At 44.5% G+C, this 5551-nt stretch carries 5 protein-coding genes and 3 pseudogenes; 1 reads left to right on the top strand and 7 read right to left on the bottom strand.

Annotated features, from left to right (window positions below; genetic code table 11):
• From BHV83_RS00110 to BHV83_RS00085, 6 genes and pseudogenes are all read right to left on the bottom strand, one after another.
• A pseudogene (locus tag BHV83_RS00110) lies at positions 1-539 on the bottom strand (TRC40/GET3/ArsA family transport-energizing ATPase); the annotation flags it as partial.
• A gap of 7 nt (positions 540-546) precedes the next feature.
• The gene (gene arsD / locus BHV83_RS00105) at positions 547-888 is read right to left on the bottom strand and encodes an arsenite efflux transporter metallochaperone ArsD (protein WP_286755147.1); all 342 of its coding nucleotides are present in this window, start codon (positions 886-888) and stop codon (positions 547-549) included.
• 17 nt (positions 889-905) lie between these two features.
• Positions 906-1341 (bottom strand): annotated as a pseudogene (locus BHV83_RS00100) (urease accessory protein UreH domain-containing protein); the annotation flags it as partial.
• Between the two features lie 47 nt (positions 1342-1388).
• Positions 1389-1697 (bottom strand): ArsR/SmtB family transcription factor, encoded by a 309-nt coding sequence (locus tag BHV83_RS00095; RefSeq protein ID WP_005644023.1) that lies wholly within the window; start codon positions 1695-1697, stop codon positions 1389-1391.
• Between the two features lie 240 nt (positions 1698-1937).
• Positions 1938-2795 carry an aldo/keto reductase gene (locus tag BHV83_RS00090; RefSeq protein WP_122206180.1) on the bottom strand — a complete coding sequence of 286 codons (858 nt, stop codon included), beginning with the start codon at positions 2793-2795 and terminating at the stop codon, positions 1938-1940.
• A gap of 1 nt (position 2796) precedes the next feature.
• Entirely contained in the window at positions 2797-3645 is an 849-nt protein-coding gene (locus BHV83_RS00085) for an aldo/keto reductase (protein WP_122206179.1), read from the bottom strand.
• Positions 3646-3766: 121 nt separating this feature from the next.
• On the opposite strand from BHV83_RS00085, the gene BHV83_RS00080 reads away from it, so the two are divergent.
• Positions 3767-4639 carry a helix-turn-helix domain-containing protein gene (locus tag BHV83_RS00080; RefSeq protein WP_286755139.1) on the top strand — a complete coding sequence of 291 codons (873 nt, stop codon included), beginning with the start codon at positions 3767-3769 and terminating at the stop codon, positions 4637-4639.
• A 232-nt stretch (positions 4640-4871) separates the two neighbouring features.
• Here the strand turns inward: BHV83_RS00080 and BHV83_RS00075 are convergent.
• Positions 4872-5551: pseudogene (locus tag BHV83_RS00075) on the bottom strand (hypothetical protein); the annotation flags it as partial.

Here is a 5551-nt window from a genome sequence, read left to right as displayed (position 1 = left end):
CAACCCTGACAACTGGCCTAAGCAAGACGCGCCATGTGTGCTCTCACTGATAAACGTACTCCAGGCAGACGGAAGTTGCAACATTCTTAGGGTATGCCCTGTTGGTGCTGTATCAAAAATGATATGATCGTATTCCCTTTGTTTGGCTTCATCGGTAATAAAGTCCGAAAATTCATTGAATGCTGCGATCTCCACCGTACAAGATCCGGAAAGTTGTTCTTCCATATTTCGGATTACACTTTCCGGCAATTTCCCCCTATCGTGGGAAATCACGCTTTCCCGGTATTCTGCGGCGGCCTTTTCCGGATCAAGGTTTACAACCACGAGGCCAGGAACTTCGGATATATCCGTACCATGCCCGTTTAATTCCTGCCCGAACACATCTTGCAGGTTAGAGGCCGGATCTGTACTTATCAACAATATTTTTTTGCCAAGATCCGCAAGGCCGACAGCCGTAGCGCAAGCGATAGAAGTTTTACCTACACCACCCTTACCTGTTACTTTGTCAGTTGTATATCGGATAAATTAAAATTCTTCATAATCTCATTATTTAATAATTGGAACAATATCTAAATTACCCCCCGTCCATTCGCTTAATTGCTTGTTGGTTGGATAACTCTTTGTAACCACGATTTCGCCCTCTACTATGGTAATCGGCAGATCGTCCGCACCCTCTTTCATCAAATAGTCATTAACTGTTTTATTGCTGACATAAAGCTGCGGTTCATCCCGCAAATTATGGCGTTCAACAATGATTCCTTGTCTTTTGAGAGTTTCCAGAACTGCCGCAATCCTCATAAGATCAGGATTGATATTCGGGCCACACAATCCGGTAGGACAACACATCGCCGGATCAAAAATTTCTACAAAAATTTCTATCTTTTTCATATTCTGTTTTATTTTAATTATAAGTAATTGATATATGCGTAATAAATACCGACTGCAATAAACAAGGCGGCAACCACTCTGTTAAACCATTTTTGAAAAATCTGTATGCGGTTATAGAATTTACCTATTCCGGCAACGCTGTACGCCAAGATCCAGGCAACCAGGATAACAGGCAGGCCGGTAGCCACAGCATAGACAACGGGCAAAAGGTAGCCCCCCCGGTTCTGTTGCCGACATGGGTATGAGCATCCCGAAATAAAATAGTCCGCTGGTAGGACAAAACGCCAGAGCGAAAAGCACTCCAAGCAAAAGACAGCCTAAATTCCCCTTTAACTTTTCAGTCTTTCCAGTTCCTGAAAAACCAAATTTTGGCAGGTTCAAACGATCTCCGAAAAGCATGAATACCCCTACAAATATCAAGACCGGAGAGATCAGCATCTCACCGTATTTGCTAAATGTAATTCGCAAAACAACGAACAATATTCTTAAAAAAAGGGCTGCTATTCACAGCAAGCACCTTTTTTACAAGCACAATCGCAAAATAATTGGGCGAACAATTGTCTTGCGATCTCCCAGTTTTCACGATTTATGCAATATTTTACTTTGGGCGTTTCTATTTCACCCTGTATCAGTCCAGCATCTTTTAATTCTTTTAGATGCTGGGAAACGGTCGCTTTGGCGATAGGTAACTCATCGTGAATATCCCCAAAATAACAACTTTCTTGTTTGGCAAGAAAATTTAATATCGCTATCCTGGTAGGATGTCCCAAAGCCTTAGCAAAACGGGCAATTTGTTCTTGCTGCTCCATATCTTTAATTCCTCCCTTGTTCTATTTTATTGTTCGCAAATATACGAACAATAAAATAGAACACAAATTATCGTTTGTTTTTTAACGAACATTTATAATACAGATTTGAACCATCCGTACCGATCTCTATACTGTTTTTGCGGACTTTATCCCATATAATAAAAGCAGGCAAAAAAAGAATGATATTCCATTTATATTTTCGCCTGCTTTTGATGAATACGGTTATATTTTTATATACTGTCAATTGTCCGGATTGAAATTCTTATCATACTCCAATAGGTATTTCGCCATCGCCGGATCGTTGAAGTCAACCTTGGACAGTCCCGTATCCAGTTTTCGGATCATCTCCCGGTCTGTTTCTGTCAGTTCGAAACTCTCAATGTCCAGATTCTCTGTCATGCGTAACGTATGTACCGATTTGGGAATCGCTACAATACCTTCACCCGTCAAGAAATTTAGAGCGACCTGGGCACTGGTCTTGCCATATTTCGCCCCGATATTTTTCAGCGTTTCATTTGTGAAAATCCGGTCTGTGCCTTGCGCCAGTGGCCCCCAGGCCATCAGACGCGTTCCGTAATCCTTTATCAGTTCTCTCATTCTGGCCTGCTGGGAAAACACGTGCGTCTCCAACTGCAGGACGGCGGGTTTGATTTCCATGTTTTCCGCCAGATCAACAAACCGGGCATCATAGAAATTGCTCAAGCCTATGGCCCGGACTTTACCGTCCCTGTATGCCTTTTCCATTGCCCGGTATGTCCCATAGTAATCGCCAAAAGGCTGGTGAACGAGCAGCAGGTCGATATAATCGGTACGGAGTTTGTGGAGCGATTCGTCTATGCTCCGTGCCGCCTTCTCCTCACCCGCGTTGGAGATCCATACTTTTGTGGTCAGAAACAATTCTTCACGCGGTATGCCGCATTTGCTGATTGCCGCACCTACGCCCTCCTCGTTATAATATGCCTGTGCCGTATCAATCAGGCGATAGCCAAGCCGGATGGCTTCCGACACGCAGTACTCACATTCTTGCGGGCCAACCAAAAAGACACCATAGCCCAGCATCGGCATCTTAATGCCATTGTTCAATTCGATAGTATTCATATCAGTCATGTATTTTATGTGTACCTATTCCTCTTACTGTCGGCAGGTCCATGTCGTCGTAAATCGGACTTTTCCCTGTATCCAGTCCGGCTATGTCCTTCATTTCTTCATCTGTAAGCGTAAAATTAAAGATATCCAGGTTTTCCATCATACGCTCTTTACGGACACTTTTCGGAATGATCACCACACCTCTTTGGTTCAGCCAGCGAAGAATGACCTGTCCCACCGTCCTTCCGTGCTTCTCAGCGATGGTTTTCAGAACCGGATGTTGGAATATGCCATTCTTGCCCTCTGCGAACGGTGCCCACGCTTCATGCTGTATGCCTTCTTGCTGCAGAAAGACATTGGCTTCCTTTTGCTGGAAGAAAGGATGCGTTTCTATCTGGTTGACGGCAGGTTTTACTTCGTTGTGCAGAAAGAGATCCTGCAAACGTTCGTTTCCGAAACTGGTCACCCCAATGGCGCGTACGCGTCCCTCTTTATACAATTTTTCCGCTGCTCTCCATGCCTCATAATAATTGCCATACGGTTTATGCAGCAGATACAAATCCAGATAGTCCAGCCCGAGCTGTTTCATTGAGTTGTCAAAGGCCCGAAGGGTGTCTTCATATTCATAGTCCTGCACCCATAGTTTGGTGGTAACGAACAAATCTTCGCGTTTCAGCCCGCTGTGCCGTATGGCATCGCCTACCTGTCTCTCGTTGAAATAGGCCGCGGCTGTGTCGATCATCCGGTAGCCGGCTTCGAGTGCGTCTGTTACGACCCTTTCCGTCTCGTTCTCGGGAATCTGGAAAACCCCGAATCCTATGGCCGGCATTATCACTCCATTGTTCAATCTTACTTCTTTCATCGTCATATTGTTTTTGATTTACAGGCGCAAAGTTATAAGAATCATACAGATACATTGTTACAATATACGGTGAGAGATTTTCACTTTTCGTGGTTTTTGTCTATATTTGTATCCGGCAAATATGAAGAGAATGGAACAGGTGATTTGGGATAAAATATACTTTGGGGATTCCATTAATGATTGCGCTCCCCAAAAGCAGTTCGGCCATATTCTGCATATCCTCTGCATGGAAGGAAGCATGAGTTTTGTTTTTCACGATGTGAGGTACAATATAGCCAAGGGCGACTATGTCATCCTGCCCAACCGTTCCTTGGCCTGCTCTTTCTCGGAGTCCTCCGACTTTGACGCCATTATTATGAGTCTTTCCGAATCATTTGTCACCTCAATGGCCCTGCGTAGCAATTACGGCATTATCGGACACTTGTCACTATTGCAGAATCCGGTGATGAGACTTTCGGAAAACGACTTCCGGAAATGTCGTACCGACATGTCGCGCCTTCGTGAACGGCTGAATGACCGGGAACACCTTTTTCGGGAAGAAATGCTGGGGCATCTTTTGCTTGCGCATATCCTCGATCTGTACGATATTCACGCGCGGGGGCGGAAACCGGAACCGATACCGGAAAGGGCGATATCCCTTTTGCGGCAATTCATTGAAATGCTTTATCAAGGAGAATATGTCCGGCATCGTGATTTGTCTTATTATGCGTCGCATCTTTGCATTACGCCTCATTACCTTTCGGAAATATGCAAAAAGGTGGGCGGCGAGCCTGCGTCTTACTGGATAGACCGTTTTACGCTTCACGAGGTCATCCGTTGTTTGAATCGGAAGGAGCTCCCATTAACGGAAATCGTAGAGCGGATGAATTTCTCATCCCTCTCTTATTTCAGCCGATATGTACAGAAGCGTATAGGGGTTTCACCGTCGGAATACCGGAGCAATCGCACATCGGAAATAATAGAGGACAGCCAGATGTATTCTATCTCATTTTAAAGCTGGTCTCTTATGGTACTATAAGTAACGGTCTACTTCTATGTGTATGACCGATTATTGCCAATCAGCTTATTGTTTCACGTATATTCAAATGCTCATACAGGGATTTACAAGCATTTCATCTGCCTGTTGATCACTTCAGTTTCCGTTATACCCACCAGGGAACGAAGCATGTTCATATCAGAACCGGAAGGTTGGATTCTAAATCCGGACTGTATTTCGAGTTTTTTCTCTATATAGCTATTAATATAGTCTGATATATAATTCTTTGTGAAACGGATAAAGACATATCGACAGGATTGTTTATTATAAATCGGTATGCCCGTTCCGGCGGAATCAGATACAGGTCTCCTGCCATATATCCGTGACATTCTTTCTCATCCCCCAACGTGTACGCATGGAATTTTCCGCTTCCATCCAGAATATAGACTATCTCAAAGAAGATTACTCCCTCCAACATCCCTTCCAAATAACGGTCGGGAGCTAACCCTATGCTCTGGAGGAATCCCGCCAGAGCGCTATATGTTAAACTATTCTCCGACAAGTTCATCAAGGCAATCCGGCGGAGACATCCGAACGGGATCGCATAATCCACATAAGGGACCAAGTTAGCCCCTATAAAATCATATCCCGCTTCTACCGGATCACAAAATTGTACAAGCCGCCATTCCTGTTCAGAGGCCCAACAAGGTTCCCGCACTTCCAGGCAAGCATTGCAAAGCATCGAGAAGAAACGTGAATCCCGCTTGAACCCGGTATGCTCTTCATCATAAAAGAATTTGTCATATTCCCGCCTCATCTGCGAGACAAACGCGTTCAGATTCTCCTCCTCATTATATTTGCAACGGAGCAAGTATTTTTCCTCCGACAAACTATACTCACCTAGTGCCCCGTAATCGAAAGTCAGCCGCA

The organism is Parabacteroides sp. merdae-related_45_40, from assembly GCF_001915675.1.
The sequence above is the reverse complement of the archived record's forward strand: the minus strand, read 5'-3'. Positions and strand labels throughout refer to the sequence as shown.

Bases quoted from the DNA above. Each gene is read 5' to 3' on its own strand.
- arsD (WP_286755147.1), bottom strand. From the start codon at position 888: ATGAAAAAGATAGAAATTTTTGTAGAAATTTTTGATCCGGCGATGTGT.
- BHV83_RS00095 (WP_005644023.1), bottom strand. From the start codon at position 1,697: ATGGAGCAGCAAGAACAAATTGCCCGTTTTGCTAAGGCTTTGGGACAT.
- BHV83_RS00090 (WP_122206180.1), bottom strand. From the start codon at position 2,795: ATGAATACTATCGAATTGAACAATGGCATTAAGATGCCGATGCTGGGC.
- BHV83_RS00085 (WP_122206179.1), bottom strand. From the start codon at position 3,645: ATGAAAGAAGTAAGATTGAACAATGGAGTGATAATGCCGGCCATAGGA.
- BHV83_RS00080 (WP_286755139.1), top strand. From the start codon at position 3,767: ATGAAGAGAATGGAACAGGTGATTTGGGATAAAATATACTTTGGGGAT.